This is a genomic window from Azospirillum sp. B4 (assembly GCF_000333275.1).
Taxonomy (GTDB): domain Bacteria; phylum Pseudomonadota; class Alphaproteobacteria; order Azospirillales; family Azospirillaceae; genus Nitrospirillum.
Window position 1 is genome coordinate 1 of sequence record NZ_BACU01000665.1, and the last position, 20,281, is coordinate 20,281.

19 protein-coding genes are annotated in these 20,281 nt (G+C 68.0%); 7 read left to right on the forward strand and 12 right to left on the reverse strand.

Features of this window, described 5'->3' with window-relative positions:
- Nucleotides 1-232: 232 nt before the first annotated feature.
- Nucleotides 233-373: a hypothetical protein gene (locus I55_RS37445; protein ID WP_159107304.1), complete on the forward strand. Its 141-nt coding sequence runs from the start codon at nucleotides 233-235 to the stop codon at nucleotides 371-373.
- Here I55_RS37445 and I55_RS30175 read toward each other — a convergent pair.
- Nucleotides 359-1,135: an alpha/beta hydrolase gene (locus tag I55_RS30175; RefSeq protein ID WP_085940149.1), complete on the reverse strand. Its 777-nt coding sequence runs from the start codon at nucleotides 1,133-1,135 to the stop codon at nucleotides 359-361. The two genes, I55_RS37445 and I55_RS30175, sit on opposite strands and share 15 nt — an antisense overlap.
- Nucleotides 1,136-1,341: 206 nt before the next feature.
- Between I55_RS30175 and I55_RS30180 the strand changes: the two genes are divergently transcribed.
- Together I55_RS30180 and I55_RS30185 are read left to right on the forward strand one after the other, a co-directional pair.
- Nucleotides 1,342-2,343, forward strand: a complete 1,002-nt coding sequence (locus I55_RS30180) for an MBL fold metallo-hydrolase (RefSeq protein ID WP_044564425.1) — start codon at nucleotides 1,342-1,344, stop codon at nucleotides 2,341-2,343.
- Between the two features lie 4 nt (nucleotides 2,344-2,347).
- Nucleotides 2,348-3,010, forward strand: coding sequence for a hypothetical protein (locus I55_RS30185; protein WP_044564426.1), 663 nt, complete (start codon nucleotides 2,348-2,350; stop codon nucleotides 3,008-3,010).
- Nucleotides 3,011-3,021: 11 nt separating this feature from the next.
- Here I55_RS30185 and rtcA read toward each other — a convergent pair whose 3' ends face one another.
- From rtcA to I55_RS30200, 3 genes are all read right to left on the reverse strand, one after another.
- A complete protein-coding gene (rtcA, locus tag I55_RS30190) occupies nucleotides 3,022-4,035 on the reverse strand; it encodes an RNA 3'-terminal phosphate cyclase (protein WP_044564427.1) in 1,014 nt (337 codons plus the stop codon).
- 74 nt (nucleotides 4,036-4,109) lie between these two features.
- Nucleotides 4,110-5,336, reverse strand: a complete 1,227-nt coding sequence (locus I55_RS30195) for an RtcB family protein (protein WP_044564441.1) — start codon at nucleotides 5,334-5,336, stop codon at nucleotides 4,110-4,112.
- Nucleotides 5,337-5,968: 632 nt separating this feature from the next.
- Nucleotides 5,969-7,513, reverse strand: a complete 1,545-nt coding sequence (locus tag I55_RS30200) for a TROVE domain-containing protein (protein ID WP_044564428.1) — start codon at nucleotides 7,511-7,513, stop codon at nucleotides 5,969-5,971.
- 251 nt (nucleotides 7,514-7,764) lie between these two features.
- On the opposite strand from I55_RS30200, the gene rtcR reads away from it, so the two are divergent.
- Complete coding sequence (gene rtcR, locus I55_RS30205; RefSeq protein WP_044564429.1) at nucleotides 7,765-9,363, forward strand: RNA repair transcriptional activator RtcR; 1,599 nt, start codon at nucleotides 7,765-7,767, stop codon at nucleotides 9,361-9,363.
- A gap of 3 nt (nucleotides 9,364-9,366) precedes the next feature.
- Here rtcR and I55_RS30210 read toward each other — a convergent pair whose 3' ends face one another.
- Complete coding sequence (locus I55_RS30210; RefSeq protein WP_044564430.1) at nucleotides 9,367-10,095, reverse strand: SDR family NAD(P)-dependent oxidoreductase; 729 nt, start codon at nucleotides 10,093-10,095, stop codon at nucleotides 9,367-9,369.
- A 233-nt stretch (nucleotides 10,096-10,328) separates the two neighbouring features.
- On the opposite strand from I55_RS30210, the gene I55_RS30215 reads away from it, so the two are divergent.
- Together I55_RS30215 and I55_RS36535 are read left to right on the forward strand one after the other, a co-directional pair.
- Nucleotides 10,329-10,922: a YdeI family protein gene (locus tag I55_RS30215; RefSeq protein ID WP_044564431.1), complete on the forward strand. Its 594-nt coding sequence runs from the start codon at nucleotides 10,329-10,331 to the stop codon at nucleotides 10,920-10,922.
- A complete protein-coding gene (locus tag I55_RS36535; protein WP_148294055.1) occupies nucleotides 10,915-11,520 on the forward strand; it encodes a hypothetical protein in 606 nt (201 codons plus the stop codon). Before I55_RS30215 ends, I55_RS36535 begins: the two co-directional genes overlap by 8 nt.
- A gap of 48 nt (nucleotides 11,521-11,568) precedes the next feature.
- Here the strand turns inward: I55_RS36535 and I55_RS30225 are convergent, their stop codons facing one another.
- Nucleotides 11,569-13,737, reverse strand: coding sequence for a S9 family peptidase (locus I55_RS30225; protein WP_064742557.1), 2,169 nt, complete (start codon nucleotides 13,735-13,737; stop codon nucleotides 11,569-11,571).
- 240 nt (nucleotides 13,738-13,977) lie between these two features.
- Between I55_RS30225 and I55_RS35545 the strand changes: the two genes are divergently transcribed.
- Nucleotides 13,978-14,853: a hypothetical protein gene (locus I55_RS35545; protein ID WP_044564433.1), complete on the forward strand. Its 876-nt coding sequence runs from the start codon at nucleotides 13,978-13,980 to the stop codon at nucleotides 14,851-14,853.
- Nucleotides 14,854-14,875: 22 nt separating this feature from the next.
- On the opposite strand, the gene I55_RS30235 is transcribed toward I55_RS35545, so the two are convergent.
- The 6 genes from I55_RS30235 to I55_RS30260 form a co-directional block, all read right to left on the reverse strand.
- Nucleotides 14,876-15,283 (reverse strand): hypothetical protein, encoded by a 408-nt coding sequence (locus tag I55_RS30235; protein WP_252181374.1) that lies wholly within the window; start codon nucleotides 15,281-15,283, stop codon nucleotides 14,876-14,878.
- Nucleotides 15,284-15,316: 33 nt separating this feature from the next.
- Nucleotides 15,317-15,574 (reverse strand): type II toxin-antitoxin system Phd/YefM family antitoxin, encoded by a 258-nt coding sequence (locus I55_RS30240; protein WP_044564435.1) that lies wholly within the window; start codon nucleotides 15,572-15,574, stop codon nucleotides 15,317-15,319.
- Nucleotides 15,575-15,674: 100 nt separating this feature from the next.
- Nucleotides 15,675-16,136: a type II toxin-antitoxin system RatA family toxin gene (locus tag I55_RS30245; protein ID WP_044564436.1), complete on the reverse strand. Its 462-nt coding sequence runs from the start codon at nucleotides 16,134-16,136 to the stop codon at nucleotides 15,675-15,677.
- Between the two features lie 5 nt (nucleotides 16,137-16,141).
- On the reverse strand, nucleotides 16,142-17,140 hold the full coding sequence (lipA, locus tag I55_RS30250; protein WP_044564437.1) for a lipoyl synthase: 999 nt from the start codon (nucleotides 17,138-17,140) through the stop codon (nucleotides 16,142-16,144).
- A 258-nt stretch (nucleotides 17,141-17,398) separates the two neighbouring features.
- Nucleotides 17,399-18,799, reverse strand: coding sequence for a dihydrolipoyl dehydrogenase (gene lpdA / locus I55_RS30255; RefSeq protein ID WP_044564438.1), 1,401 nt, complete (start codon nucleotides 18,797-18,799; stop codon nucleotides 17,399-17,401).
- A 122-nt stretch (nucleotides 18,800-18,921) separates the two neighbouring features.
- A complete protein-coding gene (locus tag I55_RS30260) occupies nucleotides 18,922-20,274 on the reverse strand; it encodes a pyruvate dehydrogenase complex dihydrolipoamide acetyltransferase (protein WP_044564439.1) in 1,353 nt (450 codons plus the stop codon).
- Nucleotides 20,275-20,281 lie beyond the last annotated feature (7 nt).

A 20,281-nucleotide genomic window follows, 5' to 3' on the forward strand; every position in this document is an offset into this window, starting at 1 on the left:
CGGTTGCTGTGCCGCCATGGGATGATGAGGATGCGGCGCTCTACAACGCCATGGCGCGGCGCTACATCCCGGATGCCGCCCTGCTGCTTTCGCCCCCCAGCGCGCGCCTTGGCTGCTCCGCCGGGCAGCGGGACAGGCGATCCACGCGCCCATTTCCCGTCATAAGGCGAAGGCGCCGTTCCTGCGGCGGCTCATCGACATCCATGAAGAGGTCTATCTGGACCTGGTGCTGATGCCCACGGTAGCGACCGCCGCGCGCTTCCTTCTCCATCTACCCCGCATCGCGGTGACGAAGGCCTGGAAAGCACTGCGCGCCGGCTTGGCCGACACCGCCCGGGAGCAGCGGGAAGCGGCCCCGTCAGGGCCCGCCTAGCCACCATCGCAGCGCGCCGTCCACCCTCTCCGGCGACATCTCATGACCGCCGTCGAAGGTCTGAAGCTCCACCGGGAAGCCGTGCCGCTTCAGGACCGGCACGGTGGACCGCGCCGTCTCCTCCAGCGGCAGCACCCGGTCAGCCTTGCCATGGCTGATGAGGACGCGCACCGGGGGCCCGCCGGGCGCATCGCCCCGGGTGTGGGGCGGCGCGATGGCGCCGGGGGAGAAGGCAATGAGGGTGTGGAACAGATCCAGGTTTTCCGGCCCCAGCGACAGGGCGTAGGTCGCCCCGTCGGAGAAGCCCGCCAGTGCCACCCGGGCTGGATCGACGGCATAACGGGCGAAAACCTGGGCCAGAAGGGCATCGATGCGGGCAGGATCATTGGCGTAGCGGGGGCCCCAGCGCCCATCCACCCCCCGCTTGCGGGCGGCCAGCATATCCCAAGTGTAGTCTTCCGAATCCGGCGCCACCACGATCACGCCACGCGCCTCCGCCACCGGCAGGAACAGGCGCAGCATGTCGGCGCCGCGCTGGCTGGCGCCATGCAGGACCACCAGCAGCGGCGAGGGCTGGCCCGGCCGGTAGGATCCGGGAATGAAGATGGTGCCATCTCCCAGCCGCGCAGGACCAGCGGCCCTCTCCGCCACTGGAGGCGGGACCTGCGGCCGGGCCGTGAGATGAACCAGATCATCCGCCAGCACCGGTGCCGTCATGAGCAGCAGCGAGCAGGCCAGCACCCCCACGACACGCCCACGCATTCCATCCCCCCGGCCCGTTCCCCCTGACAGCTTGGGGGATGGGTCGTCCCCGCGTCAACCGAGGGCCCAGGACGCCTGACCGCAGGGGAAAGGGGGGCGCCAAGGCCGCGCCCCGGTTGCGCGCCGTGGAGACTGGGGCATAGTCTGGCGCCCTGTGCCGCCTTCACGGCCCCGCCTTTCTGGGCCGCTTTCCGGAGTTGTCCCCCATGTCGCCGCGTTCCCTCGGTCTGGCCCTGGCTCTGGCCGTTGCTCCCTTGCCGCTGTCCCTGGTGGCCCTGCCCTTGACGGCCCACGCCGCGGCCCCCCAGGTGAAAACCCAGGCGCCGGGCTACTACCGCCTGATGCTGGGGGATTTCGAGATCACGGCGCTGAATGACACGGTCCTGACGCTGCCCATGGACAAGCTGATGACCAACACCACGCCGGCCAAGGTGACGGCGGCGTTGGCGCGCAATCATCAGCCCAGCCCGACGCCCACCTCGGTCAACGTTTTCCTGATCAACACCGGCGCGCAATTGATCCTGGTCGACACCGGCCTGAACGGCCTGGCTGGGCCCCAGGCGCCCAGCCACCTGCTGGCCAATCTCAAGGCCGCCGGCTACGCCCCCGATCAGGTGGACGCCGTCCTGGTCACCCATATGCACAGCGACCATATCGGCGGCCTGATGACGAACGGCCAGCCGACCTTCCCCAACGCCACCGTCTATATCGACGCGGCGGAAAAGGGCCATTGGCTGAACCCGGAGGCGGAGGCCAAGGCCACGGCGGATGGGAAGCGTGGCTTCACCACCGCGCATAAGCTGCTGGACGCCTATGCCGCCGCTGGCAAGCTGAAAACCTTCGACGGCGTGACCCCGCTGTTCCCCGGCGTCACCGCCCTTCCGGCCCATGGCCACACGCCGGGCCATTCCACCTACGCCGTCGAGAGCAAGGGCCAGAAAATGCTGTTCTGGGGCGACCTGATGCATGTGGCCGCCGTGCAGTTCGACACCCCGGCCACCACCATCCAATTCGACAGCGACAGCCCCGCCGCCGCCAAGGAACGGGCCCGGATCTTCGCCGAGGCCGCCAAGGACGGCTACTGGGTGGCCGCCGCCCACATCTCCTTCCCCGGCATCGGCCATATCCGGCCCAAGGACGCCACCGACGGCAAGGCCGATCCCAAGGGCTATGTGTGGGAACCGGCGCAATACAGCCTGGGAGAATGACACCATGAAGCGCACTGGGATCGCCACCGCCCTCGCCCTGGCCCTGAGCACCGGCACGGCCGTGGCCGACGACCAGGCCAACACGGCCCGGCTGTTCGCCGACCCCGGCGTTCGGCAGATGACCCTGGCCACCGCCCAGCAGTCGGCGGTGGTCATGAACAATCCCTGCCCCGGCGCCCAAGCCACCGCCTCGACCGACGTGGCCGTGTTCCAGCCGCTGGTGTTCGACGCCGCCGGCCAGCTGCTGACCGGCATCTGGCGCCAGCGGGTGACGCTGGCGGGCTGCGGTGTCACCCGCACCCTGAACGTGCTGGGATGGCGGCAGGCCGGCCAGGCCATCTCCATGGGCGCCCTGCTGCCCGGCGACACCCACGCCGACGTGCTGCTGCAACGCGACGCCATCCCGTTGGTGGACCAACTGCTGAAGGTCACGCCCGGCGCCACGGAGGAAGGGTGCGCCCGTGAATACGTGGCTGACACCCGCTTCGTGGACCGGGAGGCGGCACCCGCCCCCGGCGGCAAGTCCCCGCCCTGGCGGGAGGTATGGACCCTGCACACCTGCACCCGGAAGATCGAGGTGCCCATCCGCTTCATACCCGACGCCACCGGCACCACCATCACCCCCGGACCGCAGACGGCGGTCAAGGTGACGGCGCTGACGAAATAGGCGCCCCGAGCCTACGCCACCGTCACCAGATGCGTGCCGTCCTCCCGCGCCTCAAACCGGATGTCCCGGTCCAGGAAGCGGCGGATGACGGCGGCGGCCGTCAGGCTGTGCTGCGTCGGCCGCACGGTGGTGAAGCGGCCGCCACCGGCCAGCGCCAGGGGCACCAGCAACTGGTCCGCCAGGTAGGGGCCGGCGAAGGCGCCCGACGCGATGTAGCCGGCCATGCGGTTGGCCGTCTGGCGGCCGATATCCTCCGCCCGCACGCCGACGCGGCCCACGGCGCTGACCACCTCCGTCACCTGGTCGAACGCCGCCGCCAGCATCAGGATGTTGCCGGGACCGCGGCCGTCCACCAACTCCTCCACGCCCCAGGCCTCATCGGGCCAGTCCAGCACCCGGCGCGCCGCCGCCACCTCACGCTCCCCGATGTTGAGTGGCAGGTTGGACAGCAGCGCCCGGCCGCGCACCCCACGCAACGGTCCACGCTCAACCAATTCCAGCGGCCGCAGGGGCGCCGGCGCCACCGACACCTCCACCCGTCCTCCCCCCACGGGATAGAAGCCGGGGCGCACCAGGGTGGCCGCCACCACCGGCCCCATGCGGGCCAGCAGCGGCAGCAGGGTCTGGGCCGTGAAGTCGAAGGGCGGGGCGGCATGGGCATGCGTCCCGCCCTCCAGCACCAACGATGACGGCCCGTCTGCCAGCATCAGGGGCGGCAGGACAGCCTGAAGCACCATGCTGGTGCTGCCGGCCGTGCCCACGGCGAAGGTGTAGGCGCCGGCCCTCACCCGGCCCGGCGTGAACACCAGGCTGGAGGCGCCGATGGCCGCCCCGTCGGCGGTGGCGCCGCCAATGGCGCAGATGGCCTCCACCGCCGTCAGATGCTGGCGCATCAGGCCGGGCTTCTCCCGCTTGGCGCGGATGTTGTCGATGCGGAAGGCCTGGCCCGTCACCAGCGACAGGGCCAGCGCGGTGCGCAACACCTGCCCGCCGCCCTCGCCTTCCGATCCATCAATGATGATCACGATACCCCCCCCACAGGTCGCGTGAAGGGCGTCAGCCCTTCACGCATGCACCTGTTTCCCCGTGCGTAAGGGCGTCAGCCCTTCACGCACAAGACCTGTTTCAACGTATGCACGATTTCCACCAGGTCGGCCTGCGCCGCCATGACAGCCTCGATGGGTTTGTAGGCGGCCGGCGTCTCATCGATGACGTCGGCGTCCTTGCGACACTCCACCCCCTCGGTGGCGTGGGCGTGGTCCTCCAGCGTGAAGCGCCGCTTGGCCTCATGCCGGGACATCAGGCGCCCGGCCCCGTGGGAGCAGCTGTTGAACGCCTCCGCGTTCCCCTTTCCCCGCACGATGAAGGACTTGGCGCCCATGGACCCCGGGATGATGCCCATCACCCCCTCGGCCGCGTTCACCGCCCCCTTGCGGGTGACCAGGACGTTGCGGTCGAAGTGGCGTTCCCGCTGGACGTAGTTGTGGTGGCAGTTGATGGCCTCCATCGCCGCGTCGAACGGTTTGGTGATGACGGTGCGCATCGCGGCGATGACGTTGGTCATCATCATGCGCCGGTTCAGCGCGGCGAAATCCTGGGCCCAGCCCACCGCCTCGACATAGTCGCCGAAGTGGTCGGTGCCTTCGGGAAAGTAGGCCAGGTCCTCATCCGGCAGGTTGATGAACCAGCGGCGCATGTCCTTCTTCGCCAGTTCGATAAAGAAGCTGCCGATGGCGTTGCCGATGCCGCGCGACCCGGAATGCAGCATCACCCACACCTGGCCGCCCTCATCCAGGCACAGTTCGATGAAATGGTTGCCGGTGCCCAGCGTCCCCAGATGCACCAGCGTGTTGGCGCCGGCCAGCTTGGGATACTTGGCGGTGATGCGGGCGAAGCGCTCGGCCAGGGTGCCCCACGCCGCCACGATGTCGGCGGGCGGATCGCCCCAGGAACCACTGTCGCGCCGGCCGCGCCCCACGTCCCGGCCATGAGGCACGGCCCGCTCGATGGCGGTACGCAGTCCCGAGAGGTTGTCCGGCAGGTCGCTTGCCGCCAGCGAGGTACGGGCCGCCATCATGCCGCAGCCGATATCCACGCCCACCGCCGCCGGGATGATGGCGCCCTGGGTGGGGATGACGGACCCCACGGTGGCGCCGATGCCGACATGGACATCGGGCATGGCGGCCACATGCTTGAACACGAAGGGCAGGCGCGCCACCCGCGCCAGCTGGGCACGGGCCTGGTCGTCCACGGCCACGCCCTTGGTCCACATCTTGATGGGCACGGCGCCATCGGCCACCGTCACTTCGAAGCCATGTTCACTCATGGTCATTTCCTTCAAGTCGTTCATATCTCTAACAGCGTGCGGCCAAGGTGGCGACGAGGGAGTGCTGGAAACGGCACATGCTCTACCCATTGAGCTACGGGCACCGGAAGGCGGGCGCCCGGCCGGGCTCGAACCGGCAACACTGTAGTTCCCCGCGGCATTCGCCCGGTTGCCGCACGTCCATGAATTCTAGAAAACGGGTGCTGGCGACGAGGGGTGGCCGGACCTTTTTTGACTGAGCTATCCGGTTTCCCGGAGGCGGGTTTGAACCGCCGACCTCCCGCCTTTGGGGCGGGCGCTCTTACCTGTAGTCCGGCCAGCATTCGCCAGCACCCATTGAAAAGCCCCAAAAAGTGTGCCGGTGACGAGGAAGGCGGGGAGATAGCGGAGTCGAACCGCAGACCTTTCGGCCATGCCTTCTGTACTCCTCACCGCATTCACCGGCGATGACCGGGGCAAGGTTGAAAGGTCGTGGCGACCAGGGGGGATGGAACCGCCCTTTGAGCTACATTTCCAAGGCGGGCTCGAACCGCATCTCCCGTCCCTCGCGGGCCGGGCGCTCTACCACGGGCTTCGGTGGAGGATGTAGTCCCATCCAGCATTCGCCACGACCTTCAACGCTTGGCCCCCGGTCAGACGACCGTGGCACTCACCTCCGCAACCCAATCCCGGCTCGCAGCGCCGGCGGCGAAGCGGGCCAGGGTTTCGAACACGGCGTCGGAGAAGCCGCCGACATTCAGGATGTCGGGGCGCTCCAGCGCCTGGGTGGTGCCATAGGGCTGCAGGTCGATGCAGACCAGCTTGGCCCGGGGGCAGCGCCGCTTCAGCTGGTCCCACTCCCGCATCGTCGCCGTGGCGCCATGGCGCCGGGCGTCGACCCAGGACTGGTTGTCCGAGACGATGATCACCAGGTCCGCCACCGCCCGCTGGCCGTTCACCCACGCCAGCGGGGCGGACACGGTGGTCCCGCCGCCACCGATGGCGGCCAGCTTGGCGGCGTTCGCCGAGACCGGGGCCCGGGGGTCCAGATCCAGGGGCACCACCTTGGTCTCGAACGGCAGCACCAGGGCGCCGGGATTGCGACGCATCACCGCCGCCGCCACCAAGGCCGCGACATCGATGCAGCGCACCGCTGTCGTGGCGCCCTTGCGATAGCCGGTGACGGGGCTGGCCATGGACCCCGACACGTCGGGACACACCACCACCCGGCCGGGCAGCAGGGGCACGGACGCCAGCGACAGCTCCAGCGCCGTTTCCAGCGCCGCGACCACCACCGGCGGCACGCCCTCCCCCACCATGCCCCGCGCCGCCATCAGCTGATAGGGCAGGACACGGGCCTTGGCGATGGCTTCGGCGTCCGCCAGCCGGGCGGCGACACGCTCCGCCAACCCTTCCACCGCGAACGCGCCGTGGCGCGCCAGGGTGTTCAGGTTCATGCGCAGCGCCTGCCAACCCATGCGATCCGCCACCTCCGCCCACTGGTGGGCGGTCAACGGCTCCGCCGTCAGCCATTCGAAGGGCACCGGCGGCAGCGGCAGCGCGCGGTCCCGTTTCCAGGCCTCGAACGCCGCGATCTCCGCCGGCAGCGCCGCCACGTCGTAGGGCTTGCCGATCAGCCAGCCGTAGAAGGCGCGGGCGCCGGCGTCGACCGGCTTGGGGTGGACCATCTTCACGATGTCGGCCAGCGACGGGTCCTTGCCCGTGGCCGTCCGCATCAGCTGGGCCATGGACGCCTGCTCCAGCCACTGCTTCACCAGGCGCTTGGGCCGGGTGCCCAGGGAGGTGCGACCCACCACGCCCGACCGCATGATCTGCACGAAGGTGCGCAGCATGCGGCCGTTGTCGATGACGCGGCGGAACACGGCCACCGACAGGTCGGGATCGGCCACGGTCAGCCACGCGGCCAGCAGCGCCGGCATGTCCTTCATCACGCCCTTGGTGCGGGCATAGACGGCGGCCTTGGCCACGAACAGCGGGTCCACCGTGGCGGCCACGGCCAGCACCTCGGCCAACTGCGCCTCGGCCGTGCCGTAGAAGCCGTCGTTCAGGGTGCCGGTGGCGGCGAGTTGGGCCAGCTTGTGCTCCGGACCATAGCTGTAGGCCGGCGCGCCCTCATGGTTGCGGGTGTCCGGCATGAACTTCGCGATCATCGACGCGAACAGCTGCTTGTTGGCCATGGTCCTCACTCCTTTCCTCTTGGGGCTTCCCGCCCCGGGGGCCGCCGGCGCATCCCGGCGGCCCCGATCCGACGCCAGGAGACAAAGCAACGGCCGTGCCAGCCTAGGCAGACGCAACGGAGAAATTTCCATCTCATTGATAAATAACAATATTAATTCTTCTTCTGGAAAACGCGTAGATACCGGCCGCTTTCACTCATATGAAAAATCTGATATTATTCGATACGAATTTATAAAATTGGATAAACCCGATGCCCCGCCCCCTCACCGTCATCGGCTTCCTGGGCTCCACGCTGGACGCCGCCAAGTTCGGCCCCAGCCGCTGGCAGAAATGGCGACCCACCGTGGGCATCTGCATGCATGAGGATTTGCGCGTCGACCGCTTCGTCCTGCTGCATGGCGAACGGCACGACCGCCTGGCCGACCAGGTGGTGGAGGACATCCGCACGGTGTCGCCGGAAACCACGGTGGAGCGGCGCACCCTGGGCTTCACCAACCCTTGGGACTTCGAGGAGGTCTACGGCAAGCTGCTGGACTTCGCCCGCGCCTTCCCGTTCGAGCCGGAGCGGGAGGACTATCTGGTCCACATCACCACCGGCACCCACGTCATCCAGATCTGCCTGTTCCTGCTGACGGAGGCGCGCTTCCTGCCCGGCCGCCTGCTGCAGACCCAGCCGGCGCGCGGCGAAGGCATCAATCCCGCCGGGGAGTGGGGCGCCATCGACCTGGACCTGTCACGGTATGACAGCATCGCCACCCGCTTCGCGGCGGCGGCGGCGGAGGGCTCCTCCTTTCTCAAATCCGGCATCGACACGCGCAACGCCGCCTTCAACCGCATGATCGATGAGATCGAGCGCGTGGCCCTGCGCAGCCGGACCCCGTTGCTGCTGATGGGCCCCACGGGCGCCGGCAAGAGCCACCTGGCCCGCCGCGTCTATGAACTGAAGCGGCAGAAGCACCAGGTGGCGGGCCCGTTCGTCGAGGTGAACTGCGCCACCCTGCGGGGCGAGGGCGCCATGTCCGCCCTGTTCGGCCATCGCAAGGGCGCCTTCACCGGCGCCGTCAGTGACCGGCCCGGGCTGCTGCGCGCCGCCGACACCGGCATGCTGTTCCTGGATGAGATCGGGGAACTGGGCCTGGACGAACAGGCCATGATCCTGCGCGCCATCGAGGACAAGCGCTTCCTGCCCGTGGGATCGGACAAGGAGGTGGCGTCGGACTTCCAGCTGATCGCCGGCACCAACCGGGACTTGAGTGCCGCCGTGGCGCGCGGCGCCTTCCGCGACGACCTTTACGCCCGCCTGAACCTGTGGACCTTCACCCTGCCCGGCTTGGCCCAACGGCGGGAGGACATCGCCCCCAACCTGGATTATGAGCTGGACCGCCATGCCCAGCGCGACGGCCAGCGCGTGACCTTCAACAAAGAGGCCCGCGCGCGCTATCTCACCTTCGCCACCGGGCCGGAGGCGCCCTGGCCCGGCAACTTCCGCGACCTGGCCGCCAGCATCACCCGCATGGCCACCCTGGCGCCCAGCGCCCGCATCGACCAGGAGACGGTGGACCAGGAGATCACCCGCCTGCGCCGGCTGTGGTCCGCCAGCGGAGCACCCGCCGATGACGGGCTGGCGGCCCTGCTGGGCGATGAGGCGATGGCGGACCTGGACCCGTTCGACCGGGTGCAGTTGGCCGAGGTCGTCCGTGTCTGCCGCACCTGCCGCAGCCTGTCGGAGGCCGGCCGCACCCTCTTCAGCGCCTCGCGCACCCGCCGCGCGTCATCGAACGACGCCGACCGGTTGCGGAAGTACCTGCAGCGCTTCGGGCTGGACTGGGCGATGGTCGCCGCCGCCTGATCCTCACCACGGCAACTCCTTGCCGTCGTAGGACCAGAAACGACCGCTGTCCTCGGGATGCAGCCCGTCCAGGGTATCCAGGATCCGGGCGGCGGCCTGGTCGGGCTGGCGCACGGTCAGGCCGGCCTTGGCGTGGGGGGCCGACAACGGCGTCTCGACCGTGCCGGGATGTATGGCGACGCAGAGCGATAGCGGGCGGCTGCGGGCCAACTCGATGGAGGCGGTGCGGATGATCTGGTTCAGCGCGGCCTTGCTGGCACGGTAGGCGTACCAACCCCCCGTCTGGTTGTCGCCGATGGAGCCGACCTTCGCCGACAGGGCGGCGAAAACGCAGCGGCGGCTGGCGGGGAACAGGGGCAGCAGGTGCTTGGCCACCAGGGCGGGGCCGATGGCGTTCACGGCGAAGGCATGGGCCATGTGACCGGGATCCAGGTGGCGCCACGTCTTTTCCGGTGCGAAGACCTGGTGTGGATTGGGTCCCGGCCCATGGAGGAAACCCGTGGCGATGATCACGGTGCGCAACGGCAGGCCCGTGTCCCACACCCGGTGGGCCAGCGCCGCCACCGTTTGCTCATCCGTGAGATCGCAGAACGGCTCCCCCCCGCGCCCCGCCAGCATCACCCGGACGTGGCCGCCCCGCGCGTCCAGGGCCCCCGCCAAGGCCCGTCCCAGGCCGCCCGTTCCCACAACCACGGCGCACCCGTCAGGGGCGCGGCTGTCGTAGCCGTCCATAACCCACCTTCACGCAGTCCCAATACACCCTGCGAACGGCGTTGGACTGCCGTCGCCAGGATGATCGCATACGAAGCGGTAGCCCCTGTGGATCAGCCCCTATCCTTAAGCGGTGCCCCCCTCCCGCATCGGCTGACCGAAGGGTGGCCGGAACGTCCGTGGAGGTGATCGCTGGGAAGGCGGGCGGGGAACGGGCATACTCCCGGTCCAGGACTTCCCACCAGGCGGCGCCCATGACGGAAAACACGCTGAACCCCAAGGTCGACGCCTACCTGGAGCGGGCGACCAAATGGCGGGAGGAATTCCGGCGGCTGCGCGCCATCGCCCTTTCCTGTGACCTGGCGGAAGACTTCAAATGGGGCAACCCCTGCTATACCGCCGGGGGCGCCAACGTCGTGCTGATCCACGGCTTCAAAGACTACTGCGCCTTCCTGTTCTTCAAGGGCGCCCTGATGCCGGACCCCAAGGATATCCTGGTCCAGCAGACGGAGAACGTGCAGGCCGCCCGGCAGATCCGCTTCACCAGCGCCCCGCAGATCGCCGACATGGCCGAGGACCTGGAGGCCTACATCAGGGCCGCCATCGCGGTGGAGAAATCCGGCCAGACGGTGGAGATGAAGAAGACCGCCGACTTCACGATGCCGCAGGAATTCCAGGCCAAGCTGGACGGTGACGCGGCCCTGAAATCCGCCTTCGAGGCGCTGACGCCCGGGCGCCAGCGGGCCTACCTGCTGCATTTCTCCAGCGCCAAGCAGGCGAAGACGCGCGAGGTGCGCATCGAAAAGCTGGCGCCGAAGATCCTGGAGGGGAAGGGATTGGATGATTAAGACACGCCTGTTCACACTCGCTCTTACTTTGACGGCGGCGTCCGGTGGCATTGCAAGCGCACAGTTGCCGGATCCAGGCAACTGCCTCCCGCAAGCCGCGTCGGAAGACTTTACCTTCAGGCTGTTGCCCAACGCCGCCCTACTGTTTCGCACCGGCCCGTATCTGATCCTGAAAATCAGCAATGGCTTCGTGGACTCGCTACCCGCCCGTATTCGCTCCGAAGGATGCATCCCTGAACAAGTAAATATGATTCTGCTGGACTTCATCCACGGCAATACAATCGACGGGCTGTCACCCAAGGGTACGCGGGCATTTCCAAATGCGGTCATTTACATCGATGGCTACTGGACAGCGGCCTCAGGCGCGGCCGCAAGCTCCTCGGATGGCCAAGCGGACCATGCCTATATTCAGAAAACGCTCGAGCCCTACACCTTGGCCGGCAAGGTCGTCACCTTCGACAAGGATATGCTTATCCTTCCCAGAGTCACAGCACACGCCCGACACACTTCGGCGGAATTCACGCTTGGCAGTACCAGTTTCCGGATGAATTTCCCGAAGCGCGGTATCGTTGGCAGTCGCTTGTTCATGGATGACTGAAAAAGGCCGAACCTTGCGGCCCGACCCCTTTCCCTGAGCTCTTCCCTCTTAGTTCTTCAGGTACTTCGCCAGCCAGTCCCCCACCTCCTGATAGAAGTGGCGGCTGTCCTCCGGCTTGGTGATCCAGTGCCAGGCGTCGGGCCAGACCAGCAGGCGGCTGGGCACGTGCTGACGCTGCAGCACCGCCCAGGCCTCCAGCGTGTTGCCCAGGGGCACGCGGTAGTCACGCTCACCGATGCTCATCAGCATGGGCGTCTTCCAGTTGGCGGCGTAGGTGATGGCGCTCTGCTCGCGCCAGATGGGATTGCCTTCCCAGGGCGGGCCGCCGTTGTTCAGCTCGCGGTTATAGATGGCGTCGCTTTCGCCCCATTGGGTCAGCAGGTCGACCTCGCCCGCGTGGCTGACCAGGCAGCGATAGCGGGTGGTGGTGGCCTCCAGCCAATTGGTCAGGTGGCCGCCGTAGCTGGCGCCGCCGGCGCACTGGCGGCTGGCGTCGATGAAGGGGAAGCGCCTGATCGCCTCGTCCGCCGCCTGGTTGATCTCCTCCGCCGGGCCTTTCAGCGGGTCCAGCTTGATGGCCTGGGAGAAGGCTTCGCCGAAGCCGGTGGAGCCGGTGTAGTCCGTCATCAGGATGACGGTGCCGCCGGCGCTGGCCGCCAGCAGGTGATAATTCCAGCGCAGGCCGATCTGGTCCGGGTTGTTGCTGGCGGCCCCGCCGTGGATGAAGACGAACAGCGGGTACTTCTTGTTGGGATCGAAGTTGGGCGGCAACACGATCATGCTGTGGATGGTGCGGCCTTCCGCGTTCACCGTGGTGAAGTGCCGTGGCGGCTGCCAGTCGATGCCGGCGGCCACGGCGGTATCGATCTCCGTCAGGTTGGTGTGGCCGCCCTTCTCATCCCCGCCTTTACCGGTTGAAGGGCCCGACGGGTCGATCTTCACGATCTCCGCCGGGTTCACGGAGCTGCCGTACTGGGCGATCAACTGGGTCTTGCCACTCCTGGGCAGGGACAGCGCGGTATAGCCACCGATCCGGGGCTGGGCGACCAGCACTGGCTTGCCGCCGTCGGCCGGCACGCTGTACAGGTTCTCCCCCGCCGCTTCCGGGGCCAGCAGATAGACCGTGCGGCTGTCGGGTGAGATGGCGAACTGCGCGGGCTGCCGGTCGAAATCACGGGCGACCACGGTGGCGGCACCGCCGGCGGGCCAGGACACCTTGGACAGGCGCGCCAGGTTGTAGACCGCGTCGGTATCGGGCGTGAAGGTGAAGTACAGGCTCTTGCCATCCGGGCTGAAGGCCGCGTGGCCATACTCACCCCGGGTGGAGGTGATCTCCCGGGGCTCCGCCCCACCGGTAGCGGGCAAGCGGTAGAGATGGTGGCCAACGTGGGCGAAGGCGGCGTTCCACCGCTCCAGGGTCGCCTGGATGATGATCTCGCTGCCGTCCGGGCTCCAGATCGGCGCCAGGGAGGTGGTGGTCTCGCCCTGCGCGCCACCGAAGCCGTCGGTGTGGGCGAAGGCGGTGGGCGACAGGATATCCTTGGCCACGGCCCCCGGCTCCAGCCCCTGCACCATCACCGTCGGCTGCCTGTCGTCCAGCCATTCGTTCCAGTAGCGGATGGGGAAGTGCTCATAAGTGCGGACGTTGTATTTGCGGGCTTTGCGCTCCGCCGCGATCTTCTTGTTGGCCTCGTCGTCCGTGGCACCGGGGAAAACACGGCTCTCGAACAGGATGGCCTTGCCGTCGGGGCGCCACTGCGGGTGGCTGGCGCCGGTGGACAGGGTGGTGACGCGCCGCGCCTCCCCGCCCTGGGCCAGGTCCAGCACGTAGATCTGCTCGACCTCGTCACCCTCGCGCTTGGTGGCGAAGGCGATGCTGGCGCTATCGGGCGACCAGACGGGGTCGTTCTCCCCGGCCTTGGTGTTGGTCAGACGCCGGGGCGGGGCGCTGCCATCCGTGGGCACCAGCCACAGGTCGGTGACCGCCTTGTCCTGCTCATACGATGGCTCGACCATGGAGAACAGCACCCATTTGCCGTTGGGGCTGGTGATGGGCGCGCCGACGCGCTTCATCATCCACAGGGTCTCATGCGTGAGGGGCTTCTTCTCCTGGCCGCTTCCCTGGCCGTTCCCCACCTGGGCTGAAGCCCCCAGCGCCGTCAGCGCGCACCCGGCCAGCAGCGCGCCCGCCAGCGCGCGCGTCACAGATTTCCTCATTCCCGTCCTGCCTGCTTATGGTCCCCACGTTGGGGGTAACCATACCAGGGCACTGGCGGATCATCAAAATTTAAGCCGGCGTTAAAGGATGCGGGCGCCCTATGCTTCCTACCCGAACGATTAATCGCGAAGCATCGTTCGTACAGTCTTATGGCTTATCACCCACGCGGCTTCCGGTTATGGTCGGTCGTCGCCCAACCGTGATCCCCCATGCCCCTGCCAATTTTCCCAGCGCGACCGATGCCCGCCCCGACGTCCGTGCCGCCGGCGCGCGCGTACCGGGAACTGCCGGCCGGCGCCACGCAGGGGTCGTCATCCAGCCCCTACTTTCCCGACGCCGCCACCCTGCCCCCGCCGCCGCTGCGGCGCTGGCAGCGGGTGGCCCTGGGCCTTCTCCGCCGGGGCGTGCACGTGCTGGCCCGCCTGCTGCTGGTCGGCGGCGATCCGGCCGCCGCCTATGAGCGGGCATTGTTCTGCGCCCACCTGGTGGGGCGGTGGGGCGGCCCCTTGCTGGACAGGCTGGCCCCCCATGTCCTGGAACGGGGCTGGACCACCGAGGCGCTGCTGTGGCTGATGTCGGCCATGACACGACAGGGCCATGTCCAGCCCCGCCTGCGCCTGGTGGGCTTCGACGCGCTGGCCCGTCACCGCCGGCCCAGGCGCGGCCTGCTGCTACTGACCGCCCATTTTGGGCTGACCGATGCCATCGGCGGGGCCTTGGAAGGGATGGACCTGGACTACAGCCTGATCGCCCGGGGAGACACCAGCGGCTGGGGATGGGGCTGCCGCCGGCCGGTGGCGGTGATTCCGGTGGACGGCCGCTGCCTGGTCGCGGCGCGCGCACGGCTGCGCCAGGGCCAGGTGATCGTCGCCTATCCCGACCAGTCCTACCGCCCGGTGGCGGACGGCGGGACGCGCGGCCCCATCCGCGTGGCGCTGTCCCCCAACCTGTTTCGCTTCGGGGCCCAAACCGGCGCCCCCGTGCTGTTCCTGGACGTGGACCTGGACGGCGACGGTGCCATCCGCCTGGAGGTGATCGAACCCCGGCGGGCAAGCGTGCGCGCCTTCCGCGACTTCGTCACAGAGCGCACCGATTGGCGGGTGGATGGGCCTTGATAGAACGCCGAGCCCTTGCGACCTACTCCGTCCGGCGGAGAACGGCGCTCCGACGCCGTTTCAGCAAACTGATGAATTTCAAGCGGATTGTCTCCATCAGCGCATGGGGCAACAGCCCATAGGCAACGCTGGCCGCATCATCAGCGTGAAGAGGACGCAAGTCAGGCCCGGGCCATGCAAACCGGTTCGCCTCAGTCAGAACCACCCAGGACCGCTCATCATCCATCCCCAGACGTCGTTTGGTGGCAGGGGGGATCTCCACGACATTATCCGGGTTTGACGGCGGCGTGTGGGTGATTGGCAAAACCGTCACCACCTCATCGCCGTCATCGGTGGTGGTTACCAGAATGACGGCACAGGGCCGATCCTTGACGCCTTCGTCCTGGCCTCGCAAGTATTCCCGCTGCCACAGGTAGCTGTAGCGCAGCACGAGGCCTTGCACAGGTTTTGGGAAGGCCACGGCTTAGCGCGGTACTTCGGCGTCGAATGCCTTCGCCGCCGGATCAGGCCGGGATCGTTCCAGCGCCTCGATATCCGCATCCGTGAAGTCGTCCAGGCCGAGCACCTGGCGATCTCGGCGCTTCAGGCGCATATATTCCTCGGTGGAGATCAGAACGGTGGAGGTGCGTCCCTCACGGGTGACCGCCACCGGCTCCCGCAGAGCGATGTCCTGATACCGCCCGATATCTCGCTGGAAATCAGCCGCTGACACCTTGAGCATCGCTGTAACTCCGTCCCATCTCGCGCAGTCTAGACAATCCGGACGAAACCATCAAATGGGAGGGATACGGCATCGCGTCAACGATGCGCGGTATATGCCGTCAGACCGCCCCCACCGGCCGGCCGCCGGGCGTGCCGTACAACTGGTGCGCCCGGCCTTCGAAGGCGGCGACCATGCGGCGCACCGCCTCGCCGAACAGGGCGCCGATGATCTTCTGCAGGATGACGTTGCGGAATTCGAAATCCACGTAGAAGTCCAGCAGGCAGCCGTCGGCGTGCGGCTCGAAGATCCAGTGGTTGTTCAGGTAGTGGAAGGGGCCGTCGGTGTAGGCCACGTCGATGCGCCGGCCGGGCTCGCTCAACGTCACCTTGGAGGTGAAGCGTTCGCGCACCATCTTGAAGCCGATCACCAGGTCGGCCCAGAAGGTGTCGCCCTCGCGCCGGCGGATGCGGGCCGCCACCGCCCAGGGCAGGAATTCCGGATATTTCTCCACATCCGCCACCAGCTGGAACAGCTGTTCCGGCGTGTAGGGCAGGACGCGCTTCTCGGCATGGGTGGGCATCAGGCTTACTCGGCGGCGGCTTCGGCGGCGGTCCCCCCGGGAACCGTCTGGGACGGCACGGGACGGCCGGCCAGCTTCGCCTCGCGGGCCTCGCGCAGCTTCACGAAATCATCGCCGGCATGGTGGCTGCTGCGGGTCAGGGGCGAGCTGGACACCATCAGGAACCCCTTGCCCCGGGCCACGGTTGCATAGCTGGCGAATTCATCGGGGGTAACAAAGCGGTCCACCGGCGCGTGCTTGGGCGTGGGCGCCAGGTACTGGCCGATGGTGATGAAGTCCACGTCCGCCGCGCGCAGGTCGTCCATCACCTGCCCCACCTCCTCCTTCGTCTCGCCCAGGCCGACCATGATGCCGGACTTGGTGAAGATGCTGGGGTCCAGCTCCCGCACCCGCGACAGCAGCGACAGCGAGGTGAAGTAGCGGGCACCGGGGCGGATGGTGGGGTACAGGCGCGGCACCGTCTCCAAATTATGGTTGAAGACGTCGGGGCGGGCCTCCACCACCGTCTCGATGGCGCCCTGCTTCTTCATGAAGTCGGGCGTCAGCACCTCAATGGTGACGCCGGGGGCCTGGCGGCGGATGGAGCGGATGGTTTTGGCGAAATGCTCGGCCCCGCCGTCGGGCAGGTCGTCGCGGTCGACGGAGGTGACCACCACATGCTGCAGCTTCATGCGGGCCACGGCCTCGCCCACGTTGTCGGGCTCGTGCGGGTCCAGCAGGTCGGGGCGGCCGGTCGCCACGTTGCAGAAGGCGCAGGCACGGGTGCAGACCGCGCCCAGGATCATGAAGGTGGCGTGGCGCTGTTTCCAGCACTCACCAATGTTCGGGCAGGCCGCCTCCTCGCACACCGTGTTCAGCTTCAGGCCGCGCATCAGGTTGCGCGTCTCGTTGAACACGCCGCCAGCCGGGGCCTTCACCCGCAACCACTCCGGCTTGCGCTGGATGGGGTTGTCCGGACGGTTCTGCTTTTCCGGGTGGCGGATCTTGTCGGCGGTCATGGGCATGCAGCCTTTGAAACGAATGTTCCTGAAACATAAGGGGGCCGGAGCGGAAGGCCAAGTGCGCCGGGCGAACCCCACGCATGCATCGCCCCTCCGCTCCGGCCCCGATATCAAAAGCCCGGCGGCCCCTCACCTTACCAACGGCATGAGGGCTCGCCTCATGCCGTTGTAGGCTGCGACTGCATCCGCCGGAGCGAGTACCGGAGGACGGAGCGAGGAAGCCAAGCGGCCGGATGGCCGCGCCCGGCACCTGAGGGAAACTTAATAATGAATCGCGCGGCCGTAGGCGGCCAGCACCGACTCATGCATCATTTCCGACAGGGTCGGGTGGGCGAAGATGGTGTGCATCAGCTCGGCCTCGGTGGTCTCCAAGGTCTTGCCGACGACGTAGCCCTGGATCAGCTCGGTCACCTCCGCACCGACCATGTGAGCGCCCAGCAGTTCGCCGGTCTTGGCGTCGAACACCGTCTTCACCAGGCCCTCGGCCTCGCCCAGGGCGATGGCCTTGCCGTTGCCGATGAAGGGGAAGCGGCCAACCTTGACCTCATGGCCGGCGGCCTTGGCCTTGGCTTCGGTCAGGCCGACGCTGGCCACCTGCGGGTTGCAGTAGGTGCAGCCCGGGATGTTCAGCTTGTCCATCGGGTGGACGTCCTTCACGCCGGCGATCTTCTCCACGCAGATCACGCCCTCGTGGCTGGCCTTGTGGGCCAGCCAGGGGGCACCGGCCACGTCGCCGATGGCGTAGACGCCCGGCTCATCCGTGCGCAGGTAGCCGTCGGTCACGATGTGGCCGCGGTCCAGCTTCACCTTGGTGTTCTCCAGGCCGATGTTCTCGGTGTTGGCCTGGATGCCGACGGCGGTGATCACGCGCTCGACCGTCAGGGTCTCCACCTTGCCGCCCACCTCGACATGGGCCGTCACCGTGGTGGCGCCCTTGTCCAGCTTGGTCACCTTGGCGCCGGTGATGATCTTCATGCCCTGCTTTTCGAACTGCTTGCGGGCGAAGGCGGAGATTTCCTCATCCTCCACCGGCAGGACGCGGTCCATGACCTCCACCACCGTCACCTCCGCACCCAGGGTGCGGAAGAAGCTGGCGAATTCGATACCGATGGCGCCGGAGCCCACGACCAGCAGCGACTTCGGCATGGTGTCGGGGACCAGGGCCTCCTTGTACGACCAGACGAACTTGCCGTCCGGCTCCAGCCCCGGCAGGGAACGGGCGCGGGCGCCGGTGGCGATGATGATGTGCTTGCCCGACAGCGTCGTGGTGGCGCCGTCCTTGGCCGTCACGGTCAGCTTGCCGCCGCCGGCCAGCTTGCCCGTGCCGTCGAACACCGGCACCTTGTTCTTCTTCAGCAGGCCCTTCACGCCGGCGGACAGCTGGTTCGCCACCTGGCGCGACCGCTTCACCACCTTGGGCAGGTCGAAGCCCACGCCGCTGACGGTCAGCCCATAGGCGTCGGCATGCTTCATGTAGCCGTAGATTTCGGCGGAGCGCAGCAGGGCCTTGGTCGGGATGCAGCCCCAGTTCAGGCAGATGCCGCCCAGATGCTCGCGTTCCACCACGGCGGCCTTCAGGCCCAGCTGGGCGGCGCGGATGGCGGCGACATAGCCGCCGGGACCGGCGCCCAGGACCACCACGTCGAATTCGGTATCGGCCATTTCGGTCTGTTCCCCTCAAAAGGCGCCGGGCCCGCCCCCAAGGTCGGGCGATCACCCAAAGCGCTTTTGGTCAACGACAAGAGAAAATCCCCGGAGGCGTCGGACGCCCCCGGGGATGCGCATCACAGCATCAGCGTGATGGGGTCTTCGATCAGCTTCTTCAGGACCTGCAGGTACTTCGCACCCACGGCCCCGTCGACCGAGCGGTGGTCCACCGTCAGCGTCAGGCTCATCACCGTGGCCACGGCCAGGGCGTCGCCCTTGACCACCGGCCGCTTCTCACCGGCACCCACGGACAGGATGCAGCTCTGCGGCGGGTTGATGATGGAGGTGAAGCTCTTGATCCCGAACATGCCCAGGTTGGACACGCTGAAGGTGCCGCCCTGGAATTCCTCGGGCTTCAGCTTGCCTTCCTTGGCCTTCTGCGCCAAGGCCTTCACCTCGGCGGAGATGGTGGCCAGGCCCTTCTGGTCGGCGTTCTTGACGATGGGTGTGATCAGGCCGCCGTCGGTGGCCACGGCCACGGAGACGTCCACGCCCTCATACTGCAGGATGCCGTCCTCGTGCCAGGAAACGTTGGCCTCCGGCACCTTGCGTAGGGCCACGGCCACGGCCTTCACGACAAAGTCGTTGACCGAGACCTTCTCGCCCGACTTCTCGTTCAGCTGGGCGCGCAGCGCCAGCAGGCTGTCGATCTCGCAATCGACCGACAGGCCGAAGTGCGGAATGGTCTGCCACGCCTCGGTCAGGCGCTTGGCGATGGTCTTGCGCATGCCGCTGTTGGGCAGGACCTTGTACTTCATGCCCAGCTTGTCGGCCAAAGCCTTGGCGTCGATGCCCTTGGGAGCAGCGGGCGCGGCAGCAGCGGCAGGCGCCGGGGCAGCAGCCGGAGCGGCAGCGGTGGGGGCGGCGGCGGTGGGGGCGGCGGCGGGGGCAGCCTTGGCGGCCCCACCCTTCAGCGCGGCCTCCACGTCGGCCTTCACGATGCGGCCGGACGGACCGGTACCGGACACCTTGGCCAGGTCCAGACCGGACTGGGCGGCCATGCGGCGGGCCAGCGGGCTGGCGAACACGCGGTTGCCGTCGTGGGCCGGGGCCGGAGCGGCCGGAGCGGCGGCGGCCGGAGCCTCGGTCTTGGCCGGGGCCGGGGCGGCCGCTTCAGCCTTGGCAGCCGCGGGGGCCGGCGCCGGGGCGGCGGGCTTGGGCGCGGCGGTCAGGGCGTCGGCGCTCTCGCCCTCTTCCAGCAGGATGGCGATCTTGGCGTTCACCGCCACGCCCTCGGTGCCCTCGGCAACCAGGATCTTGCCCAGCGTGCCCTCGTCCACGGCCTCCACTTCCATGGTGGCCTTGTCGGTCTCGATCTCGGCGATGACGTCGCCCGCCTTGATCGTGTCGCCTTCCTTCTTCACCCACTTCGCCAGCTTGCCCTCGGTCATCGTGGGCGACAGGGCCGGCATCAGGATATCGATCGGCATGGGTTGA